At 67.1% G+C, this 24,068-nt stretch carries 22 protein-coding genes and 3 pseudogenes; 7 read left to right on the plus strand and 18 right to left on the minus strand.

From position 1 onward, the window contains the following. Nucleotides 1-42: 42 nt before the first annotated feature. Nucleotides 43-1,308 (minus strand): deoxyguanosinetriphosphate triphosphohydrolase, encoded by a 1,266-nt coding sequence (locus tag AC5Y7E_RS19475; protein WP_499950404.1) that lies wholly within the window; start codon nt 1,306-1,308, stop codon nt 43-45. 88 nt (nt 1,309-1,396) lie between these two features. On the opposite strand from AC5Y7E_RS19475, the gene AC5Y7E_RS19480 reads away from it, so the two are divergent. Continuing rightward, a complete protein-coding gene (locus tag AC5Y7E_RS19480) occupies nt 1,397-3,385 on the plus strand; it encodes a TPM domain-containing protein (protein WP_499950405.1) in 1,989 nt (662 codons plus the stop codon). A gap of 48 nt (nt 3,386-3,433) precedes the next feature. Here the strand turns inward: AC5Y7E_RS19480 and AC5Y7E_RS19485 are convergent, their stop codons facing one another. The 3 genes from AC5Y7E_RS19485 to AC5Y7E_RS19495 form a co-directional block, all read right to left on the minus strand. Continuing rightward, the gene (locus AC5Y7E_RS19485) at nt 3,434-3,721 is read right to left on the minus strand and encodes a hypothetical protein (protein WP_499915527.1); all 288 of its coding nucleotides are present in this window, start codon (nt 3,719-3,721) and stop codon (nt 3,434-3,436) included. A gap of 240 nt (nt 3,722-3,961) precedes the next feature. Then, nucleotides 3,962-5,191 carry a PPE family protein gene (locus tag AC5Y7E_RS19490; protein WP_499950505.1) on the minus strand — a complete coding sequence of 410 codons (1,230 nt, stop codon included), beginning with the start codon at nt 5,189-5,191 and terminating at the stop codon, nt 3,962-3,964. A gap of 230 nt (nt 5,192-5,421) precedes the next feature. Further along, nucleotides 5,422-6,813, minus strand: a complete 1,392-nt coding sequence (locus AC5Y7E_RS19495; protein WP_499950506.1) for a glycine--tRNA ligase — start codon at nt 6,811-6,813, stop codon at nt 5,422-5,424. A 192-nt stretch (nt 6,814-7,005) separates the two neighbouring features. On the opposite strand from AC5Y7E_RS19495, the gene AC5Y7E_RS19500 reads away from it, so the two are divergent. Continuing rightward, entirely contained in the window at nt 7,006-7,434 is a 429-nt protein-coding gene (locus AC5Y7E_RS19500; protein ID WP_499915525.1) for an ArsR/SmtB family transcription factor, read from the plus strand. Between the two features lie 49 nt (nt 7,435-7,483). Further along, nucleotides 7,484-7,879 (plus strand): Fur family transcriptional regulator, encoded by a 396-nt coding sequence (locus tag AC5Y7E_RS19505; protein ID WP_499950407.1) that lies wholly within the window; start codon nt 7,484-7,486, stop codon nt 7,877-7,879. 4 nt (nt 7,880-7,883) lie between these two features. Here the strand turns inward: AC5Y7E_RS19505 and AC5Y7E_RS19510 are convergent, their stop codons facing one another. The 3 genes from AC5Y7E_RS19510 to recO are packed head-to-tail and all read right to left on the minus strand — an operon-like array spanning nt 7,884 to nt 10,019. Then, nucleotides 7,884-8,312, minus strand: a complete 429-nt coding sequence (locus AC5Y7E_RS19510; protein WP_499950408.1) for a hypothetical protein — start codon at nt 8,310-8,312, stop codon at nt 7,884-7,886. Beyond that, nucleotides 8,312-9,229: a decaprenyl diphosphate synthase gene (locus tag AC5Y7E_RS19515; RefSeq protein WP_499950410.1), complete on the minus strand. Its 918-nt coding sequence runs from the start codon at nt 9,227-9,229 to the stop codon at nt 8,312-8,314. Before AC5Y7E_RS19515 ends, AC5Y7E_RS19510 begins: the two co-directional genes overlap by 1 nt. Further along, on the minus strand, nt 9,222-10,019 hold the full coding sequence (recO, locus tag AC5Y7E_RS19520; RefSeq protein WP_499915520.1) for a DNA repair protein RecO: 798 nt from the start codon (nt 10,017-10,019) through the stop codon (nt 9,222-9,224). Before recO ends, AC5Y7E_RS19515 begins: the two co-directional genes overlap by 8 nt. Before the next feature lie 61 nt (nt 10,020-10,080). On the opposite strand from recO, the gene AC5Y7E_RS19525 reads away from it, so the two are divergent. Further along, nucleotides 10,081-11,571, plus strand: coding sequence for an amidase (locus AC5Y7E_RS19525; RefSeq protein ID WP_499950411.1), 1,491 nt, complete (start codon nt 10,081-10,083; stop codon nt 11,569-11,571). A 210-nt stretch (nt 11,572-11,781) separates the two neighbouring features. Here the strand turns inward: AC5Y7E_RS19525 and era are convergent, their stop codons facing one another. The 10 genes and pseudogenes from era to hrcA all read right to left on the minus strand — a co-directional run bounded on the left by era (nt 11,782) and on the right by hrcA (nt 21,206). Beyond that, nucleotides 11,782-12,681: a GTPase Era gene (gene era / locus AC5Y7E_RS19530; protein WP_499950412.1), complete on the minus strand. Its 900-nt coding sequence runs from the start codon at nt 12,679-12,681 to the stop codon at nt 11,782-11,784. Continuing rightward, nucleotides 12,674-13,984: a hemolysin family protein gene (locus AC5Y7E_RS19535; RefSeq protein WP_499950414.1), complete on the minus strand. Its 1,311-nt coding sequence runs from the start codon at nt 13,982-13,984 to the stop codon at nt 12,674-12,676. Before AC5Y7E_RS19535 ends, era begins: the two co-directional genes overlap by 8 nt. Nucleotides 13,985-14,071: 87 nt before the next feature. Continuing rightward, entirely contained in the window at nt 14,072-15,367 is a 1,296-nt protein-coding gene (locus tag AC5Y7E_RS19540; RefSeq protein ID WP_499950416.1) for a hypothetical protein, read from the minus strand. After that, nucleotides 15,364-15,897, minus strand: coding sequence for an rRNA maturation RNase YbeY (ybeY, locus tag AC5Y7E_RS19545; RefSeq protein ID WP_499915511.1), 534 nt, complete (start codon nt 15,895-15,897; stop codon nt 15,364-15,366). Before ybeY ends, AC5Y7E_RS19540 begins: the two co-directional genes overlap by 4 nt. Before the next feature lie 19 nt (nt 15,898-15,916). Continuing rightward, nucleotides 15,917-16,255 (minus strand): annotated as a pseudogene (locus tag AC5Y7E_RS19550) (PhoH family protein); the annotation flags it as partial. A gap of 261 nt (nt 16,256-16,516) precedes the next feature. Then, a pseudogene (locus AC5Y7E_RS19555) lies at nt 16,517-17,338 on the minus strand (LAGLIDADG family homing endonuclease); the annotation flags it as partial. Continuing rightward, nucleotides 17,327-18,046 (minus strand): annotated as a pseudogene (locus AC5Y7E_RS19560) (PhoH family protein); the annotation flags it as partial. The pseudogenes AC5Y7E_RS19560 and AC5Y7E_RS19555, both read right to left, overlap by 12 nt. 55 nt (nt 18,047-18,101) lie before the next feature. Continuing rightward, nucleotides 18,102-18,950 carry a 16S rRNA (uracil(1498)-N(3))-methyltransferase gene (locus tag AC5Y7E_RS19565; RefSeq protein ID WP_499915509.1) on the minus strand — a complete coding sequence of 283 codons (849 nt, stop codon included), beginning with the start codon at nt 18,948-18,950 and terminating at the stop codon, nt 18,102-18,104. A gap of 21 nt (nt 18,951-18,971) precedes the next feature. After that, a complete protein-coding gene (dnaJ, locus tag AC5Y7E_RS19570; protein WP_499915507.1) occupies nt 18,972-20,117 on the minus strand; it encodes a molecular chaperone DnaJ in 1,146 nt (381 codons plus the stop codon). Nucleotides 20,118-20,174: 57 nt separating this feature from the next. Further along, nucleotides 20,175-21,206, minus strand: a complete 1,032-nt coding sequence (gene hrcA / locus AC5Y7E_RS19575; protein ID WP_499915505.1) for a heat-inducible transcriptional repressor HrcA — start codon at nt 21,204-21,206, stop codon at nt 20,175-20,177. A gap of 207 nt (nt 21,207-21,413) precedes the next feature. On the opposite strand from hrcA, the gene AC5Y7E_RS19580 reads away from it, so the two are divergent. The 3 genes from AC5Y7E_RS19580 to AC5Y7E_RS19590 all read left to right on the plus strand — a co-directional run bounded on the left by AC5Y7E_RS19580 (nt 21,414) and on the right by AC5Y7E_RS19590 (nt 23,296). Further along, the gene (locus AC5Y7E_RS19580) at nt 21,414-21,728 is read left to right on the plus strand and encodes a type II toxin-antitoxin system VapB family antitoxin (RefSeq protein ID WP_499915503.1); all 315 of its coding nucleotides are present in this window, start codon (nt 21,414-21,416) and stop codon (nt 21,726-21,728) included. 78 nt (nt 21,729-21,806) lie between these two features. Continuing rightward, the gene (locus AC5Y7E_RS19585) at nt 21,807-22,403 is read left to right on the plus strand and encodes a carboxymuconolactone decarboxylase family protein (RefSeq protein ID WP_499915501.1); all 597 of its coding nucleotides are present in this window, start codon (nt 21,807-21,809) and stop codon (nt 22,401-22,403) included. After that, entirely contained in the window at nt 22,400-23,296 is an 897-nt protein-coding gene (locus AC5Y7E_RS19590) for a sigma-70 family RNA polymerase sigma factor (RefSeq protein WP_499915499.1), read from the plus strand. Before AC5Y7E_RS19585 ends, AC5Y7E_RS19590 begins: the two co-directional genes overlap by 4 nt. On the opposite strand, the gene AC5Y7E_RS19595 is transcribed toward AC5Y7E_RS19590, so the two are convergent. After that, entirely contained in the window at nt 23,290-23,808 is a 519-nt protein-coding gene (locus tag AC5Y7E_RS19595; protein ID WP_499915497.1) for an MTB12 family secreted protein, read from the minus strand. The two genes, AC5Y7E_RS19590 and AC5Y7E_RS19595, sit on opposite strands and share 7 nt — an antisense overlap. Nucleotides 23,809-24,068 lie beyond the last annotated feature (260 nt).

The raw sequence follows: 24,068 nt of genomic DNA on the forward strand, positions 1-24,068 counted from the left end.
TCCGCTGATTCCCGGACCGGACGACTTGATGCCCACCGGCCACTACGGCCGCACCTGGCGGACGTCGATGCGTTCGAGCCGGCCCTCGGTGTACGACGCGATCTGATCGACGATGACCCGCCACCGGCCGGCGTCGTCGGCAGCGGTGTTGAAGGACGCAGCAAAGACCGGGTCGAGCGTTCGTGGCGCCCCGGCATACAGCCAGTGCGCCACCCGGTGGATGCGTTCACGCTGTCCGGCTTGGGTTTCCTGATGCCGCGGATCGGACATGATGAATTGCAGCGCCAAGATTTTCAGTAAGGCGACCTCGGCACGTACCAGGTCGGGAACCTGCAGCTGGGCCCGGTAGCGCACCAGCGGTCCGGCACCGGCCGCCGCGCGGGTGGTGGCGATGGCGGCCGAGGCGAACCTCCCGACCAATTCACTGGTCAACCGCTTGAGCGCGACCGACGCCGCCAGCGTGGCGTCGTACTTGCCGACTGCCGCGACCACCGGCAAAGCGGAGAGCCGCCGCGCGGCCGCCATGAGGTCGTCGGCGCGCACCCGCGACAATTCGGTCTCCCCCAGCGCGGCCAATGCGGCGGCCTCGTCATCGTCGGCAAGCACCCGCAGGTCGATGCGCTGAGACACCACGCCGTCCTCGACGTCGTGCACCGAATACGCCACATCGTCGGCCCAGTCCATCACCTGCGCCTCCAGGCACATCCGGCCCTCCGGAGCACCCGCCCGAACCCAGGCGGCTGGCTCGCGGTCGTCGTCGTAGAACCCGAACTTGCGCCGCCCCTCGCCGCGGAACCACGGATACTTGGTGACGGCATCCAGCGATGCGCGCGTCAAATTCAGCCCCGCGCTATTGCCTTGCGCATCAAGGACTTTGGGCTCGAGGCTGGTCAGGATCCGAAAGTTCTGGGCATTGCCCTCGAAGCCGCCATACTCCGTTGCGACCTCGTCCAGCGCGTGTTCGCCGTTGTGGCCGTACGGCGGGTGGCCGATGTCGTGGGCCAGCCCCGCCAGCTCAAGCAGGTCGAGGTCGCAGCCCAGCCCGATCGCCATCCCCCGCCCGATCTGGGCCACCTCGAGCGAGTGCGTCAGCCGGGTGCGCGGTGTGTCACCTTCCCGGGGCCCGACCACCTGGGTCTTGTCGGCCAATCGACGCAATGCGGCGCTGTGCAGAACCCGCGCGCGATCGCGGGCGAAGTCGGTGCGGTGCTGACCCTCGGTACCGGGCAGACCGGCAGTCTTCGGCGCTTCGGCCACCCGTCGCTGACGGTCGAAGTCGTCGTATGGGTCGTGCTGATTCCCGGTCACCGAGGCACAGTCTGCCAGGGATTGCCTGCCGGAGTCCGGCTCGGCTCAGGCCTACTGGCCTGCATCGTCGCGGGGCTAGATTGACCCTATGCGCACCGCTCGCCTGATCGCCGTGATCGCGACGATCCTCACCGTCGGCCTCAGCGGCGGGTTGCTGCCGGCGCCGGCCGCCGGCGCGCAGCCCCCATTCCGGTTGGCCGACTACATCACCGACCGCGCGGGCGCGCTGTCGGATTCCGGGCGCAGCGCGGTCAACGCCGCCCTGAACAAGCTGTACACCGACCGCCACGTCCGGCTGTGGGTGGTCTACGTCGACGACTTCTCCGGGCAGCCCGCCGCGGACTGGGCACGCCGCACCCTGAGCAGCAGCGACCTGGGCGACTACGACGCGCTGCTGGCCGTCGGCACCGTGAGCCGTCAGTACGCCTTCCTGGTGCCGTCCACGATCAAGAGCGTCAACTCGAATCAGGTCGACAAGTTGCGGCGCAACAGCATCGAGCCCGCCCTGCACAACGGCGATTGGAGCGGTGCCGCCGTTGCGGCGGCCAACGGGTTGGACACCTCGCCGGGATCGTCGGGCCGAGTAGCCCTGCTGGCCGTGTTGGCGGGCATTCTGCTCGCGCTGACAGTCCTGTTGCTGGTCATGCGTCATCGCGGCAGGCGCCGGCGCGCCGCGGCGTTGGCCGCGGCACGCCGCGTCGATCCCACCGACGCCACCGCGCTGGCCGAGGTGCCGCCGCAGGCACTCGACGATCTCTCCCGCGAACTGGTGGTGGACGTCGACAACGCGATACGCACCAGCGCCAATGAATTGGACCTGGCGGTCGCCGAATTCGGTGAAGACCGCACCCGCCCATTCACGCAGGCGGTGACGAACGCCAAAGCGGCTCTGTCCCAAGCATTCACGATCCGGCAGCAGCTCGACGACGCAATGCCCGAGACCCCCGCGCAGCGCCGCGACCTGCTCACCCGGGTGATCGTCTCGGCGGCGCGCGCCGACCGCGAACTGGAGTCGCAAACCGAGGCGTTCGAGAAGTTGCGCGATTTGGTGATCAACGCCCCCGCCCGCCTGGACTCGTTGACGCAGCAGTACGTGGAACTCACCACCCGCGTCGCGCCGGCCGAACAACGACTTGCCGCACTGCACAAGGAGTTCAGCGCTGCCGCGCTGACTTCGGTGTCCGGCAATGTCACGACCGCCAAGGAGAGGTTGGCGTTCGCCGACCGCAACATCGGCGCTGCGCGTGAGCTTGCCGCCCACGCCGTCAGCGGGCAGCAATCCCCTCTGGTCGACGCCGTGCGCGCCGCCGAGTCGGCGCTCGGCCAAGCGCGCGCGTTGCTCGACGCGGTCGACCACGCGGCGGGCGACATCCAGCACGCCATCGACCGGCTGCCGTCGGCGATGACCGACATCCAGAACGACATCACGCGCGCAGACGAACTGCTGCACAAGACATCGAACCTCAAAACCGCGCACGCCAGCGATCTGATCGCGGCGCGCGACGCGGCCATCAGGGCCGTCGAAAGCGCACGAGCCGGTGCTTCGGACGATCCCCTGGGCGAATTCGGACAGCTGACCAAGGCCGACGCGGACCTCAATGGGCTACTCGCCACCCTGGCCCAGGAGCAGGCCGCCGCCGAACAGCTGAACCGGTCATTGGAGCAGGCGTTGTTCACCGCGCAGTCGCGGGTGCGTGCGGTGTCGGACTACGTCGACACGCGTCGGGGCAGCATCGGTCCCGAGGCGCGCACCCGGCTGGCCGAAGCCAAGCGGCATCTCCAAGCCGCACAAGACAAACGATCAACACTCCCGACCGAGGCGATCGCGCACGCGAATGCGGCGTCGACGCTGGCTGCCACGGCGCAGTCCCTGGCCAACGACGACGTGCAACTGGCGCAGCGGGCCTACCTGGGCCGCGGCGGCAGCGACATGGGTGCGATGCTCGGCGGCATCATCATCGGCAATGTCCTGGCCGGAGGGATGCGGGGTGGATTCGGCGGCTGGAGCCCGACCTCGTTCGGCGGCAGCCCAAGTGCGTCCGGCGGCGGCTTCATGGGTGGCGGCGGCCGCTTCTGAGCAGCGCCGGACATCGGCGCTCGCAACGGCTTTGGGTTTTCTCCGGTCTCAACCAGCTGCCGGGGAATGCGGTATCACGCCCGGTTTTCGTGGCATCGTGTCGCCCTCCCGCCCGCTGCGCGCTCCTTCTGTAGCCGCAGCCGGGCGGCCATCGTCGGGCGTATCTTCGGGAGGTTCGGGGTCGATTTCCGGCTTCGGCGCCCAATGGTCGTAGTCGTCTGGCGGGACGACGACGCCCCACCTGAGCGGGACCGACAGACCGCCGAGCATGCCGGACTCACCGCGAACTGCCGACACCGTGTCATCCGGCAACGGCGAACGGAGAGGCAAAAGCACCCCTGCCCCCTTCCACAGCCGATCAGAGCGTTCGGGCGCTGTGGCGAATCGAATTCACACCCACCGGCTCACATCGTAAGACAAACAGAAGGAAAAAAGCGGAGTTGCCGATTTTGCTAGGGACGTCAGACGATTCCGCGTCGCGACGCAATGCACGTTGCGGCGCATGTTGACGAATCCAAGAATTCAAATTCTCGCCACTTTGCACAATATCCACGCCTGCAACAGCAGCACGTCGCGTTATCCGCCCCGGCCGCGTGGAACCACTTTGGGACGAGACCTCACCACCTGCGCCCTGGTCCCGCGGTCCTCACCCTTGGGGCGCTTCTCGTCCACGGGCATCGCCGCCATCGGCGCGCCGTTGCCCGACCCCGCGGCTGCCGCCCCAACCGGCGCGCCAGAGCCCACACCCGACATCGCAGGAGCGGCGATGTAAGCCGGCATCGACCCTTCCCACTCGGCGGGCACCGACAACGCACCGACGAATCGCGCGCCGCCCAGCCCCGCCGTCGCAACGCCCAGGGCGCCCAACCCCCCACCGGCCAACGGCTGAAGGTCGGTTAACGCGCTACCCGCGCTATGGGGCGCGCTGAGGGGGACGCTGGTGGCACCGGCAAACGCCGGTGCCGGCGACGGCGTCGGCGTGGGTGCCGCCGCCGGGCCGGCGCTTTGCGCGAGCGTCGCCATGGGCGTCATCAACGCGGTTGCCGGGTAAGCCGCGGCCTGCGCGGCGGTCGTCAATCCGGCCACCGGAGTCGACGAAAGCAGCGACGTCAAGGACGAGATTGCCGGCGAGAGCGCCGAAAACACCGACTGCAGCTGGGAGGTGAACGCGGTGCCCAGCGACGACAAGCCCTGGAAGAACTGCGACGCAAAATTCAGGGGTGCGGTCACCAATCCGGCCAGGTTCGCCACATCCGCGGATGGTGCGCCATCCCCGAGGGCCGCGGGTGGCACGCCGAAATTCGGCAATGCCTGGGCCATCGATTGCGCCCCGGCCTGATAGCCCAACATCGCGGCCACATCCTGCGCCCACATCTCGACGTACTCGAGCTCGGTCTGCGCGATCGCCGCGGTGTTCACGCCCAAAAAGTTCGTCGCTATCAAGACGAGAAGCCGGGTCCGGTTCGCCAGCACCTCCGGCAGCGGCACCGTCGCCACCAAAGCCCCCTCGTAAGCCAGGGCCGCCATCCGGGCCTGCAGTGCCGCTACCTCTGCCTGTGCCGCAGCAAGGAGCAGCCATTCCACGTACGGGGCCGCGGCCGCGGTCATCGACGTCGACGACGGGCCCAGCCAGGGACCGCTGGCCAGATCCGAAACCACGGTGTTGAACGACGATGCCGAGGAGGACAGCTCGGCGGCCAGCCCATCCCACGCCGAGGCCGCCTCGAACAGGGGTCCGGACCCCGGACCGCCAACTATCAAGGCCGAGTTGATCTCGGGAGGGAAGAACACAAACGCGGGAATCAATCGCAAACCCCAACCGACCGAGTCAACGGCCGCTGCCCTGGGCGGCTCGACGTCCACCCGCGGCCATTAGCCACCAAACTTTTGCCCAGTAGGGGATCTTAAGGCACCCATGCGGGAAAGGCCGAATCTTATACAACCTTATTTCGCGACACCCGGCGCCAGTGACGACGCATCGCCACGCTGGCGCGGCGACCCGTTGCGCCGAACAGAAATCGTCAAAGACGACACGATCAACAGCCCTTGAGGCGCACCGCCAAATACTCGGAGACGGCATTCATCGCGACCCGTTCCTGGGACATGTCGTCGCGCTGGCGCACGGTCACGGCGTTGTCCTCGAGTGAGTCGAAATCCACCGTCACGCAGAACGGTGTGCCGATCTCGTCCTGGCGCCGGTAACGTCGCCCGATCGCGCCGGCATCGTCGAAATCGATATTCCACGATTTGCGTAACTCGGCGGCTAAGTCTCGCGCTTTGGGGCTCAAGTCGGCGTGGCGGGACAGCGGAAGCACCGCAGCCTTGACCGGAGACAGGCGCGGGTCGAGCCGCAGCACCGTGCGTTTCTCCATCTTGCCCTTGGCATTCGGGGCTTCGTCCTCCACGTACGCGTCGATCAAGAAGGCCATGAACGACCGCGTCAGGCCGGCGGCCGGCTCGATGACATACGGCGTGTACCGGGTGTCGGTGACCTGGTCGTAGAACGACAGGTCCACGCCGGAATGCTTTGTGTGCGTCGACAAGTCGAAATCGGTGCGGTTGGCGACACCTTCCAGCTCGCCCCAGGGATTACCGGCGAAACCGAACTTGTACTCGATATCGACGGTGCGATCGGAGTAGTGCGACAGCTTGTCGGCCGGATGTTCAAATAACCGCAAGTTCTCCGGGTCGATGCCCAGCTCGACATACCATTGCAGCCGGGCATCGATCCAGTATTGATGCCATTCCTTCGCGGTCGACGGCTCGACGAAGAACTCCATTTCCATTTGTTCGAACTCACGGGTCCGGAAAATGAAGTTGCCCGGTGTGATCTCGTTGCGAAAACTCTTGCCGATCTGGCCGATACCGAACGGCGGCTTCTTGCGCGCGGTCGTCACCACGTTGGCGAAGTTGACGAAGATGCCCTGCGCGGTCTCCGGACGCAGATAGTGCAGGCCTTCCTCGGTCTCGATCGGACCCAGGTAGGTCTTGAGCATCATGTTGAACTCGCGGGGCTCGGTCCACTGGCCCGGCTCGCCGGTCTCTGGGTCGCGGATATCGGCCAGGCCGTTGGGCGGCGGGTGCCCGTGTTTGGCCTCGTAGGCCTCGATGAGATGGTCGGCGCGATAGCGCTTGTGGGTGATCAACGACTCGACCAGCGGGTCGTGGAAGACCTCGACGTGGCCGGAGGCGACCCACACCTGCCGCGGCAAGATGATCGATGAATCCAGGCCCACGACGTCGTCGCGACCGCTGACCACCGAGCGCCACCACTGCCGCTTGATGTTCTCCTTGAACTCCACCCCCAGCGGACCGTAGTCCCACGCCGACCGGGTGCCGCCGTAGATCTCCCCGGAGGGAAACACGAAGCCGCGCCGTTTGGCCAGGTTCACTACGGTGTCGATGACGGACGCCACGGGGCGGTGCACTCCCTTTCCGGGGTTGGATGGGCACACGCGGGGATCAACCGCGGTGCGCAGAGCATCAGTCATGGTAACGATCGACGCCGCGGTCTTTGACATGCGTCATCATGCATGTGACAGTGGATGGCAGCCGATAACGACATTCAATGGCGGATACTTTTCCCACTACCTGGCACTTCTCGAGGTGATGCCGCTCCCATGATGACGTCCCCGTCACCTTCTGCCTCGATGCCGGCCGCCGACGACGGCGACGCCGACCTGGGCGTGGTCGGCCACGACCCCGACGCGCTCGGCGCCGGTGGGCACTCCGGTTCGGCCGCCTACCCCGTGCCGCCGCCGCGGGACATCCTCGATGCCGCCGGTGAGCTGTTGCGTGCGTTGGCAGCGCCCGTGCGTATCGCCATCGTGTTGCAATTGCGCGAGTCCCATCGCTGCGTCCACGAGCTGGTCGATGCGCTCGGCGTGCCCCAGCCGCTGGTCAGCCAGCATCTGAAGATTCTCAAGGCCGCCGGCGTGGTCGCCGGGGAGCGATCCGGCCGCGAGGTGCTGTATCGGCTCGCCGATCATCACCTCGCGCACATCGTGGTGGACGCCGTCGCGCACGCCAGTGAGGAACCGCGCCAATGACCCGCGCCAGCGACGATGCAGCGCGAAGCAATGAGAAGGAGTGGCGCCAATGAGCGGGGTCAGCGTCCGCTCCACCCGGCAGCGTGCGGCCATCTCCACGCTGCTGGAGACGCTCGACGAGTTCCGCTCGGCCCAAGAGCTGCATGACGAGCTGCGCCGCCGCGGCGAGAACATCGGCCTGACCACCGTTTACCGGACGCTGCAGTCGATGGCCACGGCCGGAATGATCGACACGCTGCGCACCGACACCGGTGAGTCGGTCTACCGCAGGTGTTCCGAGCACCATCACCACCACCTGGTCTGCCGCAGCTGCGGCGCCACCATCGAGGTGGGCGATCACGAGGTCGAGGAGTGGGCGGCGGAAGTGGCCGCCAAACATGGTTTCTCAAACGTCAGCCACACGATCGAAATCTTCGGTACCTGTTCGGAATGCAACGGCCGATAGCCGACTACGCCATCAGTGTCCGGCGTATCCCGGCGCCGGTGTCCAGCACCAACAGGATCAGCGTCCGCAGGGCATCGTCGGTCAGGCCCCCGCCGGGAAAGTTGTAGCGCAGCATCACGTCGGCGGTTTTCGACGCGCGCTTGCTCGAATTACGTTGCACAGCCTTCTCATTGAGCTTCTCGATCAGGGTCACGCTGCCGAAATTGTTGTCGCGCGCCTGCGCGGCCACCTGCTCGCCGACCTTCTTGGTGAGCGGCAGATCCCACGCCAGGATCTGGGTGAGCGACACCAAATCGAGGCCCTCGGCGATGTTCACCACGCGCAACGAGGCGATGGTGCCGTCGTGGCGCACCGTCACCGCGCCGTCGGGCTCCTCCTCGAGGGGAAGGACGTCGCCGAGGATCGAAGCCAGGCGTTCCTGCAACGACGGCATTATGCGCTCCCGAATCTGCGGTTACGAGAAGCGTATTCCTCACACGCCGCCCATAGGTCGCGGCGGTCGTAGTCGGGCCACAGCTTGTCCTGAAAGACGTACTCGGCGTAGGCCGCCTGCCACAACATGAAGTTGCTGGACCGGTGCTCCCCCGAGGTTCGCAAAAACAAGTCCACGTCGGGAATGTCGGGTCGCTGCAGGTGCTGCGTCACGGTTGACTCGGTGATGCGCTCGGGGTTCAGTCTGCCCGCGGCCGCCAGGCGCGCGATTTCCTTTGTGGCGTCGGCGATTTCGGCGCGCCCGCCGTAGTTGACGCAGTAGTTCACGGTGATGACGTCGTTGTCCTTCGTCATATCCTCCGCGATGGCCAACTCCTTGATCACGCTGCGCCACAGGCGCGGCCGCGAACCCACCCACCGGATCTTGACCCCGATGGTCTTCAGGTTCACCCGGCGCATGCGCACCACGTCGCGGTTGAACCCCATCAGGAAGCGGACCTCCTCGGGGGAACGCTTCCAGTTCTCCGTGGAGAAGGCGTAAAGGCTGAGCCATTTGATGCCGAGTTCGATTGCACCGCAGACGATGTCGATGACTACCGCCTCGCCCGCCTTATGGCCGTCGGTGCGGGTCAGGCCCTGCTGGGTGGCCCAGCGGCCGTTGCCGTCCATCACGATGGCCACATGATTGGGCAGTCGGGCGGCCTCGATTCTGGGCGGTGCCGCCTTGGAGATGTGCTGCGGTGGCCGGCACGGCCCCCCGTCGTGGGCCGGCGGCAGGTCCGGAAAGACGACCGGCCAGGTCGACTTGTCGGGAAACACCGGATAGTCGTCCGGAGCGGGGGGCAGCTGCGGGAAATCGGCTGACGCCGTGGCGGACTCGGCCTTTCGACCCGAGCCGCCGGCCCAGAGTTTAGCCACAGTCCATATCCTGCCCGATCAGCGCCGCGCGCTGGTCGGCGATGGTGCGATCGACGTGATACGTCCGTTCCACGAGCGGCAGCGTCTTGAGCTGGCGCTCCAAATGCCACTGCAGGTGCGCGGCCACCAGGCCGCTGACGTAGTTGCGGTGCGATTGCGGCGTTTTTTCGGCGAAGTCCCAATCACCGTCGTGGAGCGCGGACATCAGGTCCAGCACCCCCGGGGGCGGCGTCGTCGAACCGGCCGGGCGGCAGTGCGTGCAGACGCTACCGCCGGCGCCGACGTGAAATGCCCGGTGTGGGCCGGGCGTGGCGCACCGGGCGCACTCGCCCAGCGCCGGTGCCCATCCGGCGATGCCCATCGCGCGCAACAGGTAGGCGTCCAGAAGGAGGCCCCTGGACCGGCGGCCGTCGGCCACCGCCCGCAACGCGCTCACCGTGAGCCCGTGCAGGGCCGGGGCGGGCGCCCGCTCCTCGCCGGCGAGGCGCTCGGCGGTTTCCAGCATGGCGCAGCCACAGGTGTAACGGCCGTAGTCGTTGACGATGTCGGTGGCGAACGCGTCGATGGAGACGACCTGGGTGACGATGTCGAGGTTGCGGCCGGGATGTAGTTGCACGTCGATGTGCGCGAACGGCTCCAGCCGGGCACCGAATTTGCTGCGGGTGCGGCGCACGCCCTTGGCGACCGCGCGGACCAGTCCATGATCACGAGTAAGCAAGGTGACGATCCGGTCGGCTTCGCCGAGCTTGTGCTGGCGCAACACAACAGCTCGGTCTCGGTATAGCCGCATCACAATAGTTTTGCACCCCGCCGCGACATTACGGGTATCCGCGCCGTTAGTCTCGTACCCCGTGATCGGCGCTTCGGGGTTGGGTTCCGGGTCCATTTCCGGATCGGGCCACCGGCGCCTGCCCACACTCACTGACCTGCTCTATCAGCTGGCCAGCCGCTCGGTGACATCCACCACCCTGGTGGGTCGCTCCCTGCACGCCATTCACGCCAGCCAGCCCACACTGAACGCCTTCCGGGTGGTGCTCACCGAGTCGGCGCTGGCCGACGCCGCGGAAGCCGACCGGCGGCGCGCGGCCGGGGACACCGCCCCACTGCTGGGGATCCCGATCGCCGTGAAAGACGACGTCGACGTTGCCGGGGTGCCCACCGCCTTCGGGACCGAGGGGTCGGTCCCGCCGGCCACGCACGACGCCGAGGTGGTGCGCCGTCTCAAAGCGGCCGGTGCCGTCATCGTCGGCAAGACGAACACCTGCGAGCTCGGCCAGTGGCCGTTCACCAGCGGGCCTGGTTTCGGGCATACCCGCAACCCGTGGTCGCGCCGGCACACCCCCGGCGGATCGTCGGGCGGCAGTGCCGCGGCGGTGGCGGCGGGCCTGGTCACCGCCGCGATCGGCTCCGACGGCGCCGGCAGCATCCGCATCCCGGCGGCGTGGACGCATCTGGTGGGCATCAAGCCGCAGCGTGGACGCATCTCGACCTGGCCGTTGCCGGAGGCGTTCAACGGCATCACGGTCAACGGCGTGCTGGCCAGGACCGTGGCCGATGCGGCGTTGGTGCTCGACGCCGCGTCCGGCAACGTCAACGGCGACCGGCACAAGCCGCCGCGGATTACCGCGTCCGACTACGTGGGCAAAGCGCCCGGCCCGCTGAACATCGCGCTGTCCACCCGCTTCCCGTTCACCGGCTTCCGGCCGAAGCTGCACCCGGAGATCCTGGCCGCGACACGAGTCGTCGGCAAGCAACTCGAACTGCTCGGCCATACCGTGGTGTCCGGCAACCCGGACTACGGCGTGCGGCTGTCCTGGGACTTTCTCGCCCGGTCCACCTCGGGCTTGCGGGACTGGGAGGAGCGGCTGGGCGACGGTGTCGTGCTGGATCCCCGCACTCTGTCTAATCTGCGCTTGGGCGCCGTGCTGGGACAGGCGATCTTGCGCAGCGCGCGCCGCCACGAAGTGGAAGACCAGCGGCGGGTGGGCTCGATCTTCGACATCGTCGACGTCGTGTTGGCGCCGACCACTGCCCAACCGCCGCCACTGGCGCGCGCCTTCGACCGGCTGAGCGGCTTCGGCACCGACCGCGCCATGATCGCGGCGTGCCCGCTGACGTTCCCGTGGAACGTCCTGGGCTGGCCGTCGATCAACGTTCCGGCCGGCTTCACCTCCGACGGCTTGCCGATCGGTGTGCAGCTGATGGGTCCGGCGAACAGCGAGGGCATGCTGATTTCGCTGGCCGCCGAGCTGGAAGCCGTCTGCGGATGGGTTAGCCAACAACCGCAGTCGTGGTGGGATCAGACCACAGACGCTCCCGGCGCCTCCGCAACCAACGGCTGACGTGCCAGGGCGCGTTTTCGCAGGTGTCGCCGCGAATTAGCCGCCGCCAGCGGGGGTATCCGTTGGCGATGGACCATCGACCGCTCCCCTGCTCGATGCGCTGGCCGATTATCGGGCCAAGAATCGCTACGGGTTTACGCCGCCGGGTCACCGCGACATGAGCGTGCGCACCAACACTCACATGGTCCACGCGCTGGTCGGATGTGAACCCTAAAACCCAAGTCGGCCAAGCTGTTTGGGGTCGCTCTGCCAATTCTTGGCGACCTTGACGCGCAGGTCGAGGTAAACCTTGGTGCCCAGCAACTTTTCAATCTGGGCGCGCGCGGCGGTCCCGACCTCGCGCAGCCGGGCGCCACCCTTGCCGATGACGATCCCCTTCTGGCTGTCGCGTTCGACGTAGAGCAGGGCGTGGACGTCGATCAGGTCGTCACGGTCCGCCCGCGGATTTACTTCGTCGATGACCACCGCCAACGAGTGCGGCAGCTCGTCACGAACACCCTCGAGGGCGGCCTCGCGAATGAGCTCGGCCATCAGGACCTCTTCGGGTTCGTCGGTCAGCTCACCGTCGGGGTAGTACGCCGGCCCGGGCGGCAAAGCGGCGGCCAGCACGTCGGTCAGGATGTCGACCTGCGCCCCGGTCAGCGCCGACACCGGGACAATCTCGGCGGAGTCACCGACCAGCTCGCTGACCGCCACCAGCTGCGCGGCTACCCGGTCTCTGGGCGTCTTGTCGATCTTGGTGACGATCGCGACCAGAGTCGTCCTCGGCGCGGTCGAACGGATCTGTTCGACGATCCACCGGTCCCCCGGACCGATCGCTTCGTCGGCCGGAATGCACAGCCCGATCACGTCGACTTCGGAATAGGTATCGCGCACAAGGTCATTCAATCGCTGGCCCAGCAGCGTGCGCGGGCGGTGCAGGCCCGGCGTGTCGACCAGGATGATCTGAAAGTCGTCTCGATGCACGATGCCGCGGATGGTGTGCCGGGTGGTCTGTGGCCGCATCGAGGTGATCGCGACCTTGCTCCCGACGAGCGCGTTCGTCAGCGTCGATTTACCGGTGTTCGGGCGGCCGACCAAACATACGAACCCGGAACGGAATTCAGTCATGCTGCTGGGATTCCTCGCCATTGGATGAACCGTCGGATTCGGCCGGGCTGAGCAGGACCGTGTTGATCCGTACGCGGCCCCGGTGATCGGTGCCGCCTTCGGCCCGCAGCCGCAGACCGTGGGACACCACCTCGGCGCCCGGCAGCGGCACCCGGCCCAATTCCAGGGCGAGCAGGCCGCCGACGGTGTCGACGTCGAGATCGTCGTCGAATTCCACGTCATACAGCTCGCCCACGTCCTCGATCGGCAGTCGCGCCGACACCCGGAAGTGCTTGTCGCCCAGTTCTTCTACCGGCGCCGTCTCGGCCTGGTCGTATTCGTCGGCGATCTCGCCGACGATTTCCTCCAGCACGTCTTCGATGCTGACCAGGCCGGCGATCGCGCCGTACTCGTCGACGAGAAGAGCCATGTGGTTGCGGTCGCGCTGCATTTCGCGCAGCAGCGAGTCCAGAGGTTTGGAGTCCGGCACGAAGACCGCGGGACGCATGACCTTCGACACCGGCGGGGTCCGGCCGCCGTCACCAGACAGAACCGTTTGCTGGACAAGGTCTTTCAAATACACGACGCCGACGATGTCGTCGACGTTCTCGCCGATCACCGGGATGCGGGAATGCCCGCTGCGCACCGCCAAGTTGATGGCCTGGCTGGCGAACTTGTCGCTTTCGATCCAGATCATCTCGGTGCGCGGCACCATCACCTCGCGGGCCGGGGTGTCACCGAGTTCGAAGACCGACTGAATCATCCTGCGTTCTTCGGCCGCGACCACTCCCCGCTGCTGGGCCAAATCGACGACTTCGCGCAGTTCGATCTCCGAGGCGAACGGCCCGTTCCGCAGGCCGCGGCCGGGAGTCACCGCATTACCCAGCACCACCAGCAACCGGCTGATCGGCATCAGCAGCCACGAGATCGCTTGCAGCGGAAGCACTGTCGTCAGCGCGATGGAGTAGGCGTTCTGCCGGCCGAGGGTGCGCGGCCCCACTCCCATGACGACGAAGCTGGTCACCACCATGATGGCAGCCGCGCCGAACAATCCCCACTTCAGCCCGAAGTTGTCGTAGAGAAACACCACCAGCAGTACGGTCGCCGTGATCTCGCAGGTGATCCGCAGCAGCACCACCAGGTTGATGTAGCGCGGCCGTTCCGACATCACCTTGGACAAGGCCACCGCGCCGGGCCGCTCGTCGCGCACCAACTCCTGAACCCGGGCCAGCGACACCGTGCTGATGGCCGCGTCGATCGCCGCGAATAGCCCGCCCAGCGCGATCAGCGCGACTGCACCGAGCAGCTCAGACCAGCCCGTCAATTGTCGACATACCTTGACTTGGTCACTGACTCCCCTGTGGCTTTGACCCGCGGCATGGCGGTTTGCCGGTGCCCAGACCGGCGCCCGCTAGGTGTCAGCCTTCTGCTCCTCAGCCTTCTGCTCCTCAGCTCTCTGCTCCTCGCTCCGATTCCGGCGGTTGAGCAGCCAGGCGATCAGGCCCACCACCACCGCAAACCCGCCGAAGCGCAGCGGCAGGGCCCACCCGGATTGGTGGGGCAGGCCGGGTTCCTGGTGATGGACGGCCAGCAACACCAAGAAGCTGCCGTCGTCGGTCGGCCCGACGCCCGGCGTCGGCTGGGTCTTGATCACCCTGATCTGGGCGGGGGCGCTGCTGGAGTTGTCGATCTGCCCCCAGGCCAGAGTGGAGTCATCGAGCAGGAAGGTGTCCTGGCCGCCCGCGGACTGACTGCCGTCGTGACCCACCAGCGCCACGTGGCCCACTTCGACGATCTCGCTTTTGGCGGGGACGGACACGGTGACGTTCTCGTAGAGCTTGGGTGGCGCCGGCTTGCGGTCCGGTGCCGTCGCGCCGTTGGGTTCGTTCGGCGGTATCGAACCCGCGCCGTAGAAGCTGCCCGCCGCGACGTAGCTGTCGCTGACCGCGGTGAACGGGACGACGCCGACGGTGCTGGCGTCGAGCACCATCCGCGCTCCGCGCGGCAGATACGCCTCCTGGTAGGCGCCGTTGTAGAAGTAGCGGAACGTAACCGGCTGACTGAGCGGGTTGTAGATCGTCGGACGACGGTAGGCGTCGTCGTAGTCGAGGTAGTCCCAGTGGCGCGGCCGGATGAACTTCTGATCGTCAACCTTGAGAATGTCGACGTTGTCCCGGTGGGACGTCACGACGTTCTGCACCTGCTGGTTGAAATCAACCTGGGAGGGCGGCTTCGGCGGGTTGGCGGGGTCGACTCGCGTCGGCGGGGCGGCCTTGGCCGCCGCGATCGCCAGCGACGGCGCATCCAGCCCCCGTGGGGGCGCCACCACCGGGGCATTGCGTGGTGCGTCCGGGCCAGGCGGATTGATCTCCACCACCGGGACGGGGTTCTGACCGGAATTCGGCGGCGGGAGTACCAGCGGGCCCTCCACCGGCGCCGGGAGCGGGGGCGGCTCGTAAACCGGAACGGGGACGTGTGGAACCGGTGAGGGCGCGTTGCTCGGGGGCCCTTGCACGCCGTGGCGGTCCTCGTTGCACACGTTCGCCGTGTGGTAGGCGTTCACGTAGAACATGCAGTGCTCGCAGGCGACGGGGTTCGATCCCGCACCCGCGCACGGGGCCGCCCGCGCCTCGGTGTCGGTGGTGACCCACACCGGCAACGGTGCGAACGCGATGGCGGCTGCCGCCAGAATCTTGAGTGGCCTCAATTGTCGAAATACCTTGACTCGTCGAGCAATTGGCGGTCGCGCTCCTGCTGGCGGTCCTGATGGTAGGCCTCGACCTGATCGGCGACCCATTCCTCGAGCAGCCGGTCCTGCAAGGCGAACATCTCCTTCTCCTCGTCCGGCTCGGCGTGGTCGTAGCCGATCAGGTGAAGCACGCCGTGGATGGCCAGCAGCGCCAGCTCGTGCCCCAGACTGTGGCCCGCCGAGGCGGCCTGGCCGGCCGCGAATTCCGGGCACAGCACGATGTCGCCCAGCATCGAGGGACCCGGCTCGGGGGCGTCCGGTCGTCCACCGGGCTCGAGCTCGTCCATCGGAAAGCTCATCACGTCGGTCGGGCCGGGCAGGTCCATCCAGCGCATGTGCAGGTCGGCCATAGCGGCGGTGTCCAGCAGCACCATCGACAGCTCGGCAGCCGGGTTGACGTCCATCTTGGCGATGACGAACCGCGCGACGCTGATCAGTTCGGCCTCAGAGACGTCGATACCCGATTCGTTGGATACCTCAATGCTCATAGAACCCACTCACCGCACATCATCGACGACCACGCGAGCCCGCCGCCCGCCGCGACGCCCGGTTCATCGTCAGGCCGGGCTCGTCAAACTTCGCATAGGCGTCGACGATCTCGGAGACCAGGCGGTGGCGGACCACATCCACACTGGTCAGCTCCGCGACGTGGATGTCATCCACGCTGTCCAGGATTTCCATCGCCGAACGCAAGCCCGACTTGGCGCCGCCCGGAAGGTCGACCTGCGTGATGTCACCGGTGACAACGATCTTCGAGCCGAAGCCGAGTCGGGTGAGGAACATCTTCATCTGCTCAGCGGTGGTGTTCTGCGCCTCGTCGAGCACGATGAACGCGGAGTTCAAGGTGTTATGCGTCAGCAAGAAATCTTCGGTGACATACAGCGAATCTGCGGCTGCGACCTGGATGCACACTGCCTCCTCGGTGCCCGCCGGTTCGATCCGATCGACGAAACGTATGGGCCGACCGCCACCGGTCAGGTCATATTTCGCGGCCTTACGGGCCAGCCGGAATGGCATAAGCCCGTCCGGAAGCCGGAGGTCCAGGATGTATGCGTCCGAGCGGTGATGCACCTGCCTACCTCGAGCAAGTCCGGACTTTCGCCCGTCGGCACGTCTGGTGCGCCAGTAAACGACCCCGCCGAGTGACTGAATCAGGAACACCACATCATCGCGGAGCCGAGCCGACACCGTGGTGAATTGGACCCGGCATGTTCGTCCCTGCTGGGTGACCGGGCCTCCATCCGAGTCAAGGAGCCCTTGCAACAAAGCCAGCCGCACATCGGGCGAGTTGATGAGGTAATCCCGAGGAATAAATTTCGTGGAGGACCGCTTACCGGCTAGACCCAGCTGGCGAAGAGCGCTGGTAACTGGGTTCTCTCGGCCGGCAATTTCGTGACGACACCGGTTCAGGATGTAATCCACAGCCGACTTGCGTCGTACTTCGATGCCGGGAATCAGACGTTCGAGGGATTCGGCAAGTTCGGGGTCCGTCGTCGCGAACGAGGGCGTCGTTGCGCACGTGAGGCACCCGTCACCTAGCAGCAGACCCAGAGCATACGGATCGAGGGGCACGGGTCGGGTTTCGAAATTCGCCGGCGAACTCAACAGCGGCAACTCGTAGCGGTGATAGTGAGCGGCACGAAGGTTGCCGATCATCTCCTTCGTTTGGAGCACACGGGCAGGCCTGTTACGCCGCCTGTCTGATCGTGTGTAGACCGACCAAAGATGATCACCGGATGCGAGCGTCGAGGAACCATCTTGCGTTGAAACCCGATAGATTTCCTTGAAGCCCTGCGGATAAACACCCAAAACCTCCGTGGGTCGGCCATCAGAACCGATCACGAAATCCCCTACCCGCAGTTGACCGATCGGTTGAAAACCGTTCGGAGTCAACACTTTGGTGAACACCGGTTGAGCTCGCCCGCGCATGTACGCCAGCGGCGCCACCTCGATGACTCCGGCCGACATCAGCTTGGGGATCAGTTCGGGGTCCATCATGTCGTACAGGGCGTCATACAACGGCCGCAGATACGGATCGATCTTCTCGCTGAGCGTGCCGGGCAGAAAGCCAAGGCGCTCACCGGCTTCCACGGCGGGGCGGGTCAAGATGATGCGGCTGACCTGTTTGGTCTGCAGGGCGTTGACCGCCTTGGCCATTGCCAGATACGTCTTGCCGGTGCCGGCCGGGCCGACCCCGAAGACGATGGTGTTGGCGTCGATGGCGTCGACGTAGCGCTTCTGGTTGAGCGTCTTGGGCCGGATCGTCTTCCCGCGCCGCGACAACACGTCCAGCGTCAGCACTTCGGCCGGTGACTCGTTGTCGGTGCCGGCCAGCATGGCGACGCTGTGCCGAACCACCTCCGGGGTCAGCGGCTGACCGCCCGCAACGATGGCCACCAGTTCGGAGATCACCCGCTCGGCGAGCGCGACGTCGGCGGGCTCGCCGGCGAGGGTGACCGCGTTGCCGCGCACGTGCAGGTCGGCATTCAGGCTGCGCTCCAGGGCCCGCAGGTTCTGGTCCGCCGAACCCAACAAGCCCATCACGACATCGGGCGGAACATCGATGCTGCTGCGAACCTGAGCAGAGTCCGGGACGGCTCCGGCTGCGTCAGCAGCGCTGGTCTCGCGGGGTGTCACGTGGCTCTCGATGCCTGCTTTCTCGGCTTGTCGGCGGTTGTTGGGCCGTCTCAGTCTACGCCGAAGGCCCGGTTTGGTCAGTGTTGCGCAACGTACTCGACGGCGCGCCGGTGTCGCGAATCTGCTGCGAAACGCCGTTTGCCGGCACCTCGCCGGGCTGATTCCAGCGCCGGGTCAGCACGCCGAGCGCGCCCAAGGCCACCGCCGCGGCGGTCGACGTCCGCAGCACCTGGGGACCGAGCCGCACCGCCGCCGCGCCCGCGCCGGACAACGCCGCCATCTCGTCCTCGGCGATCCCGCCTTCTGGACCGACCAGCAGCAGCAGCGATTTCGCTTGTGCCAGCTCGATATCCGCGAGTCGTTCGGTGGCCGACTCGTGCAAGGCCAGCGCCGTCGCTCCGGCGGCCACCTCGTCGCGGATCCGCAGCGTCAGCTCCCCGGTGGACAACACACCGTCGACCGGCGGGATGTGCGCCCGGCGGGATTGCCGGGCCGCCGACCGGACGACGGCACGCCATCGGCGCAAGCCCTTTTCGACCCGATTGCCCTGCCAGTTGGCCACGCATCGGGCGGCCTGCCACGCCACGAACGCGTCGGCGCCGGCCTCGGTGGCCAGCTCGATGGCCAGCTCCGAACGCTCCGACTTCGGCAGCGCCTGCACCACCGTCACCGGCGGGGACCCCGGCGCGACGCTCCAGCGCTCGAGCACCCGTGCCCGCAACCCGTCGCGCCCGGCATGTTCCACCTCGCAGTGGGCCAGGGCTCCGGCGCCGTCGCCGAGAACGAGCCGCTCGCCGGGACGGATCCGCCGCACGGTGGCGGCGTGGAATCCCTCGTCACCGCCCAGTACGGCGAGCGAGCCGGGCTCGGGCAGATCGTCGAGGTAAAACAGGGTCGCGACCATGTGCGCGCTTCCGGGCGCCGGCTAGCGCCCGGTGAAGGTTTCGCGGAGCCGGCTGAACAAGCCTCCGCCGGCGTGGGTCGAGCGGACCTCGGGCACGTCGCGGCTGCGGCGCGTCTTGAACTCGCGCAGCAATTCGGTGTCGCGGTGGTCCAGCCGGGCCGGCACTACCACCTCGACGTGCACATGCAGATCGCCCCGGGTGCCGGACCGCAGGTGCGGCATGCCGTGGCCACGCAGCGTGATGACCGAAGCCGGTTGGGTGCCGGGCGGAATGGTGATCTCGCTGACGCCGTCCAAAATGGCGTCGACGGTGACCGTGACGCCCAGCGCCGCGTCAACCATCGGCACCGACACCGTGCAGTGCAGGTCGTCGCCTTCGCGGACGAAGACGTCGTGGGCCTGTTCGTGCACCTCGACATACAGGTCACCGGCCGGCCCACCACCGGGCCCGACCTCGCCCTGCGCGGCGAGCCGCACCCGCATGCCGTCGCCGACGCCGGCCGGGATCTTGACGCTGATCTCGCGGCGGGCCCGCACCCGGCCGTCGCCCATGCACTGGTGGCACGGGTCGGGAATGACGACGCCGACCCCGCGGCAGGTCGGGCAGGGTCGCGACGTCATCACCTGCCCCAACAGCGAGCGCTGCACCGTCTGTACCTCGCCGCGGCCACCGCAGGTGTCGCAGGGCACCGGTGCCGAATCGCCGTTGGTGCCCTTGCCCTGGCACCTGTCACACAGCACCGCGGTGTCGACGGTGACCTGCTTTGTCACACCGGTGGCGCACTCTTCGAGGTCGAGCCGCATCCGCAGCAGCGAGTCCGAGCCCGGCCGCACCCGCCCGATCGGGCCGCGCGAGGTCGCGCCGCCGCTGAAGCCGCCGCCGAAGAAAGCCTCGAAGACATCGCCCAGGCCGCCGCCGAATCCGCCGAAACCGCCGCCCGCGGCCGCGTTCTCCAGCGGGTCCCCACCCAGGTCGACGATCCGCCGCTTCTCGGGGTCGCTCAGCACCTCGTAGGCGGCACTGATCTCCTGGAATTTCGCCTGCGCGGCCTGGTCGGGGTTGACATCGGGATGCAGTTCGCGGGCGAGCTTGCGGTAAGCGCGCTTGATCTCCGCGTCGCTGGCGTTTCTGCTCACGCCGAGCAGCCCGTAGTAATCGCGTGCCACGCTTGACTCTCCTATACCTGGTCTATCCCCGCGCCTACCCACCCTGCAGGTGCGCGTTCATCGAGCACCCAGGACTTCGCCGATATATAGGGCAACCGCAGCAACGCTGGCGATAGTTCCCGGATAGTCCATCCGGGTGGGCCCCAGCACACCCATTCCCCCGTAGACGGTGTCGGAGGTGCCGTAGGCGGTGGTCACCACGGAGGTGCCCAATATCTGTTCGGCGGCCGTCTCGTGGCCGATTCGCACCGTCACCTTACCGGCTTCCTGCTGGGCGGCCAGCAACCGCAGCACCACGACCTGCTCCTCGAGCGCTTCCAGGATGGAGCGCAACGAGCCACCGAAATCGGCGGCGTTACGGGTCAGGTTCGCGGTGCCGCCCAGCAGCAGGCGCTCTTCGGTGTGTTCGACCAGCGATTCCAGCAACACCGTCGCGGATCGGCCGACGGCGTCGCCCAAGCCGTCTGGGCTGCTCAGCTGGCCCGCGAGGTCGGCCACCGCGACGGAGGCGGCCGACAGCTTCTTGCCCACCAGCGCCTGGCCGAGCATTTCCCGCAGTTGAGAAAGTTCGTGATCCTCGATGACGTCACCGAGTTCGACGACCCTCTGGTCGACGCGGCCGGAGTCGGTGATGACGACCATCAGCAGCCGGGCCGGGGTCAGGGCGATCACTTCGAGGTGGCGCACGGTGGACGACGACAGCGTCGGGTACTGCACCACGGCCACCTGCCGAGTCAGTTGCGACAGCAGCCGGACCGCCCGCCGCAAAACGTCATCGAGGTCGACGCCGGACTCGAGGAAGCTTTGAATCGCGCGCCGTTCGGCCGAGGACAGCGGCTTGACGTCGTCGAGCCGGTCGACGAATTCGCGGTAGCCCTTCTCGGTGGGCACGCGGCCGGAGCTGGTGTGCGGCTGGGTGATGTAGCCCTCGGCCTCGAGTACCGCCATGTCGTTGCGGACCGTGGCGGACGAGACGCCCAGGTTGTGTCGGTCCACCAGCGCCTTCGAACCGATCGGCTCTTTGGTGGCGACGAAGTCGGCGACGATGGCGCGCAACACCTCGAACCGACGGTCATCGGCACTTCCCACCGGCCGCCACCTCCTTCTATACCGCGTCGACCGGATTCATTTTACGGGCTGAGCCGATGCCGACCGTGATCAGCAGCGGTTCGGCGATGGCCGCGCCGGCTGCTGGAAACTTTCTCGGAACGCACCGGTGCTGCCGAGCATCAGTCCGGCTAGCCTTTCCAGAATGAACCGGTCGGGCCACAGCAATGAATCGAGAAAGGTCGGCCGATGATCTTCAAGGGCGTGCGCGACGGCAAGCCGTATCCCGAGCACAACCTCTCCTATAGGGATTGGTCCCAGATACCGCCGCAGCAGATCCGGCTCGACGAATTGGTCACCACCACAACGGTGCTCGCACTGGACCGCTTGCTCTCCGAGGACTCCACCTTCTACGGCGATCTGTTTCCGCACGCGGTGCGGTGGAAGGGCATCACGTATCTCGAAGACGGCCTGCACCGTGCGGTGCGCGCCGCCCTACGGAACCGCACCGTGCTGCACGCCCGGGTATTCGATATGGATATACCGCTGGGCTCGCCCGCATAAGTGTCACGTTCGGGCCTCGCCGCGTGTCGACCTAGTAAGGACGTTGGCTTCCCGCCACAACTTGCCAGGAGGATCGCCATGCCACGGCTGCAAGGAGTCTCGGACCGCGACGCCGGCCTCGGCGCCAAGATCGCGTTCTTCTTCACCAGACGCAAGCTCGCACAGATGGCCGGGCTCGAAACCGCAGGGATGCTGGAGCCGCTGCGGATGTATGCGCACATCCCCCGACTGCTCAGCGCATACGGCAAGTTGGAGCAGGCCGAGTCGAAACTGGACATCCTCAGTCCCCGCCACCGTGCGCTGGCGGAGCTCAAGGCCGCGACGACGGTGCGCTGCGAGTACTGCATCGACCTCGGCTCACAGATCGCCCGGCAGTGGGGCATCACCGACGAAGAATTGCTGGCGATGGCGGATTACCGCAACGCCGTGTGCTTCTCCGACGTCGACCGGCTGATCCTCGACTACGCCACCGCGATGAGTCGCACCCCGGTCGAGGTGACCGATGAACTGTTCGACGCGCTGCGTGTCCACTTCGACACACCCCAGCTCGTCGGCCTGACCCACGTCATCAACCTGGGCAACATGCGCGCCCGGTTCAACATCGCCCTCGGTATCGGGTCGTCGGGCTTTTCGGCCAATCGGGTGTGCGCATTGCCCGAGCCCGATCGGCCGTGAAGGCGGATCCGTCACTGGCGGCTCGCTTCGAGGCGGCCCGACCTCAGCTGGGCGCCATCGCCTACCGCATGCTGGGCTCGGTCGACGACGCTCAGGATGCGGTGCAGGAGGCGTGGCTGCGGCTGAACCGCAGCGCCGAATCGGACGGCGTGGACCGCATCGCCAACCTGGACGCCTGGCTGACCACCGTGGTCGCGCGCATCTGCCTGAACATGTTGCGCGACCGCCGGACTCACGGCCACGAGGAACTGATCGGTCACCTGCCGGATCCGCTCGTGGAGGCGGTTGGTGAATTCGACCCCGAGCACCGCGCGATGCTGGCCGACGCGGTGGGGCTGGCACTGTTCGTGGTGCTGGATACGCTGCCGCCGGCCGAGCGGCTGGCGTTCGTGCTGCACGACGTGTTCACCGTGCCGTTCGATCGGATCGCGGGCATTGTCGATCGAACGCCGGAGGCGGCCCGCAAGCTGGCCAGCCGGGCCCGGCGCCGGATCGAGCAGGCCGACCCGGTTCCCGACGGCACCTTGGTCGCCCAACGCGAGGTTGTCGACGCCTTCTTCGCGGCGGGGCGCAGCGGCGACTTCGACCGCCTGGTGGCGGTGCTCCATCCCGACGTGGTGTTGCGTGGTGACTTCGGCTCGGCCACGGCCGTCTTCCGCGCGGAGGGGGCGTCGTCGGTGGCCCAGCTGGCCCGCAGTTACGCCGGGCCGGAACGCGAGGTGCGAAGCGCGACCGTGAACGGTGCCGCCGGAGCGGTGATATTCCTCGCCGGTCGTGCGGCTGCCGTCATGGGTTTCGTGGTGCGCGACGGCCGGATCCGCGCCATCGACGTGCTGGCGGATCCGGCGCGCATCGCCAGATTGGACCTGCGGGCCTTAAGCGCCGATCACTGACCGACGGCCTCCAGCAACTCCATCGCCGACGCCCGCGACAGCACCCAGCCGCCCTGGTTGACGAACGTGACGTTCTGCGTGACCGGCGAGGTCAGTTTGGGGCCGGAGACCGCGACGTCGGCGGTCGCCGAACCGTCCGCGGCCGGCTGGACGTTCGTGACACCGAACGACAGCGGCAGGTCGCCGTTCTTGGCCGCCTTCTGCAGCTTCTTGTCGGCGACATGCGCTGCCATTCCGCTGATGCCGCCCTGCACCAGGTTGCTCTTGTTGGTGAAGGAGACCTTGGGGTCGGCGAGGGTGGTGAGCACGCCGGTCAGCTGATCGGGGGTGGGCACGTTTGCGGCCGTCACGGGCTGCGCGGACGGATCTTGCGGAAGCGGCGCGTCCCCTGTGGTGAGTCGCACTCCGGCGGCGAGCGAACTCGGTGTCGCGACCGAGGCCACGCCTGCGGCGACGCCGCCGACGATGGCCAGCGCTGCCAGGCCGGTGGCAATGATCTTGACGGTTTTCATGCTTCCCCCTTGAACGAGCACGTCTGCACGCACGATCCGCCGTCCGAACCGCCCATGTGGTGGCGGCGTGGAGGTGTCAGCGTGCCCTTTGCGTCTGATACTTCGCGTCGGGGCGCCGATACGTTACGGCGATCCGATGTGGGAAAACCATCAGTGAATTGTGCGCCGGCCGTGCGAGAACATGCGTTGATGCCGCCGGGGCGACCAGTCAGTGCGCGGGCGAAGCGCCAAACCCCATGCGCCGCCTTCCGGGGGCGCAT

The sequence above is a fragment of the Mycobacterium sp. NGS17 genome, assembly GCF_059813205.1.

What these genes read in the sequence shown, in the direction of transcription:
- AC5Y7E_RS19480 (WP_499950405.1), top strand. Translation starts at nt 1,397, where the DNA reads ATGCGCACCGCTCGCCTGATCGCCGTGATCGCGACGATCCTCACCGTC.
- AC5Y7E_RS19500 (WP_499915525.1), top strand. Translation starts at nt 7,006, where the DNA reads ATGATGACGTCCCCGTCACCTTCTGCCTCGATGCCGGCCGCCGACGAC.
- AC5Y7E_RS19505 (WP_499950407.1), top strand. Translation starts at nt 7,484, where the DNA reads ATGAGCGGGGTCAGCGTCCGCTCCACCCGGCAGCGTGCGGCCATCTCC.
- AC5Y7E_RS19510 (WP_499950408.1), bottom strand. Translation starts at nt 8,312, where the DNA reads ATGCCGTCGTTGCAGGAACGCCTGGCTTCGATCCTCGGCGACGTCCTT.
- recO (WP_499915520.1), bottom strand. Translation starts at nt 10,019, where the DNA reads ATGCGGCTATACCGAGACCGAGCTGTTGTGTTGCGCCAGCACAAGCTC.
- era (WP_499950412.1), bottom strand. Translation starts at nt 12,681, where the DNA reads ATGACTGAATTCCGTTCCGGGTTCGTATGTTTGGTCGGCCGCCCGAAC.
- ybeY (WP_499915511.1), bottom strand. Translation starts at nt 15,897, where the DNA reads ATGAGCATTGAGGTATCCAACGAATCGGGTATCGACGTCTCTGAGGCC.
- AC5Y7E_RS19565 (WP_499915509.1), bottom strand. Translation starts at nt 18,950, where the DNA reads ATGGTCGCGACCCTGTTTTACCTCGACGATCTGCCCGAGCCCGGCTCG.
- AC5Y7E_RS19580 (WP_499915503.1), top strand. Translation starts at nt 21,414, where the DNA reads ATGATCTTCAAGGGCGTGCGCGACGGCAAGCCGTATCCCGAGCACAAC.
- AC5Y7E_RS19585 (WP_499915501.1), top strand. Translation starts at nt 21,807, where the DNA reads ATGCCACGGCTGCAAGGAGTCTCGGACCGCGACGCCGGCCTCGGCGCC.
- AC5Y7E_RS19595 (WP_499915497.1), bottom strand. Translation starts at nt 23,808, where the DNA reads ATGAAAACCGTCAAGATCATTGCCACCGGCCTGGCAGCGCTGGCCATC.